The sequence below is a fragment of the Rhizobacter sp. P1_G5 genome (assembly GCF_056405435.1).
Window position 1 is genome coordinate 1 of the sequence record NZ_JBFUCB010000790.1, and the last position, 2,377, is coordinate 2,377.

At 71.4% G+C, this 2,377-nt stretch carries 2 protein-coding genes and 1 pseudogene; all 3 read left to right on the forward strand.

The genetic code is table 11. From position 1 onward, the window contains the following. Positions 1–409, forward strand: a pseudogene (locus AC1D12_RS31090) (acetyl-CoA carboxylase carboxyl transferase subunit alpha); the annotation flags it as partial. Between the two features lie 7 nt (positions 410–416). Continuing rightward, positions 417–1,718, forward strand: a complete 1,302-nt coding sequence (gene tilS / locus AC1D12_RS31095; protein ID WP_477845057.1) for a tRNA lysidine(34) synthetase TilS — start codon at positions 417–419, stop codon at positions 1,716–1,718. Between the two features lie 58 nt (positions 1,719–1,776). Further along, on the forward strand, positions 1,777–2,377 hold a 601-nt coding region (locus AC1D12_RS31100), incomplete at its 3' end, for an aspartate kinase (RefSeq protein WP_477845058.1).

Consider the following 2,377-nt stretch of genomic DNA (forward strand, 5'->3'; position numbering starts at 1 on the left):
GCTCGAGGTGCCCATCATCTCCACCATCATCGGCGAGGGCGGCTCCGGCGGGGCGCTCGCGATCAGCGTCGGTGACCAGGTGCTGATGCTGCAGTACTCGGTGTACTCGGTGATCTCGCCGGAAGGCTGCGCGTCGATCCTGTGGAAGACCTCGGAGCGCGCCTCCGATGCCGCCGAAGCGCTGGGCATCACGGCGCATCGCCTGAAGGCGCTCGGCCTAGTCGACAAGATCGTCAACGAGCCGGTCGGTGGCGCGCACCGCGACACCAAGCAGATGGCCTCGTTCCTGAAGCGCGCGCTGAACGACGCGTTGCGCCAGGTCAGCGACCTGAAGCCGAAGGAACTGCTGCAGCGCCGCTACGAGCGCCTGCGCGCCTACGGCCGCTTCAGCGACACCAAGGACCACTGACCTCGCCGTGGCGACGTTGGCGCCGAAGCGCGTCGCGGTCGCCTACAGCGCGGGCCGCGATTCGACGGCCCTGCTGCATGCCACGCTGCATGCGGCACGCGGCACCGGCGTCGAGGTGCTCGCCCTCCATGTCCACCATGGGCTGAGCCCGCATGCCGATGCGTGGCTCGCCCACGGACAACGGCAATGCGCGCGCTGGGCGCGCCTCGGCTTGCCGGTGCGCTTCATCGTGCATCGATTGAGCGATGCGCCGCGCGGCGGCGACAGCGTCGAGGCGTGGGCGCGGCAGGCGCGCTACGGCGCGTTGCGCGCGATGGCACTGGAGGCGCAGGCGGGCATCGTGCTGCTGGCCCATCACCGGCGCGACCAGGCCGAGACGCTGCTGCTGCAGGCGCTGCGCGGCGGCGGCGTCGCGGGGCTGGCGGGCATGCCGCGCCGCATCGAACGCGACGGCATGGTCTGGGAGCGTCCCTGGCTCGATGCGCCGCGCGAGGTGATCGAGGCTTATGTGCGCCGGCATCGGCTGCGCTTCATCGACGACGACAGCAACAGCGACGAGCGCTTCGCCCGCAACCGGCTGCGGCGCGCGGCGTGGCCGGCGATCGTCGACGCCTTCCCGCAGGCCGAGGCCTCGCTCGCGCAGTCGGCGCGCTGGGCGCAGCAGGCGGCGGCAGCGCTCGACGAACTGGCGGCGATCGATCTCGAACGCGTGGCCGATGCGCGTGGCCTCATCGTGACCGAGTGGCGCATGCTCAGCGAAGCGCGGCAATCGAACGCGCTGCGCGGCTGGCTCGCGTCGATCGGCCAGCCGGCGCCGGCGAGCCTCGTGCTGCGGCTGCAGCACGAGCTGGGCGGGCAGGGCGCCTGGCCGGCGAGGGGGGGCGAGTTGCGCGTGCACCGCGGCCGCCTTGGCTTCGTGGCATCGCTGCCGACCCCTGCGGGAACTCCGGAACGCGAATCGGCGTTGAGCATCCGCCGCGCCGGCCGCCACGCCTTGCCGGGCTGGGGCGGCGAGCTCGTCGCGACGCGCGTGAAGCACGACGGCATTCCGCTCGCATGGCTGGGCGCGCTCGTGCTGCGCGCACGCGAAGGCGGCGAGCAATTCCAGGCCGGCCTCGGCCGGCCGCCGCGCAGCCTGAAGAAGCAGTACCAGGCGGCAGCGGTGCCGGCATGGGACCGCGACGGTCCGCTCGTCTGGAGCGGCGGGCAACTGCTCTTCGTGCCGGGCCTCGGCATCGACGCCCGCGTGATCGGCTTGCCGGGGCAGGCGCAGGTGAGCCTGGCCTGGCGGCGCATTCCGCGCGGTTAAAATGCCCGGTTGCGATCGACTCGCGACCCTTTTCTCCACTCGCGGCAAGACCTCTTTCATGGCACTCATCGTTCACAAGTACGGCGGCACCTCCATGGGCAGCACGGAGCGCATTCGCAACGTCGCGAAACGCGTTGCCAAATGGGCCCGCGCCGGCCACCAGATGGTGGTCGTTCCTTCGGCGATGAGCGGCGAGACGAACCGCCTGCTCGGCCTCGCGAAAGAGCTGTCGCCGGCCTCGCCGACCACGGCGATCGACCGTGAACTCGACATGATCGCGTCGACCGGCGAGCAGGTCTCGGTGGGCCTGCTGTCGATCGCGCTGCAGGCCGAGGGGATGCAGGCCGTCAGCTACGCCGGCTGGCAGGTGCCGGTGCAGACCGACAGCTCGTACACGAAGGCGCGCATCCAGAGCATCGACGACGCCCGCGTGCGCGCCGACCTGGCGCAGGGCAAGGTGGTGGTCATCACCGGCTTCCAGGGCATCGATGCCGACGGCCACATCACGACGCTCGGCCGCGGCGGCTCGGACACCTCGGCGGTGGCGGTCGCAGCCGCGATGAAGGCCGACGAATGCCTGATCTACACCGACGTCGACGGCGTCTACACGACCGACCCGCGCATCGTTCCCGATGCACGCCGGCTGCACACCATCAGCT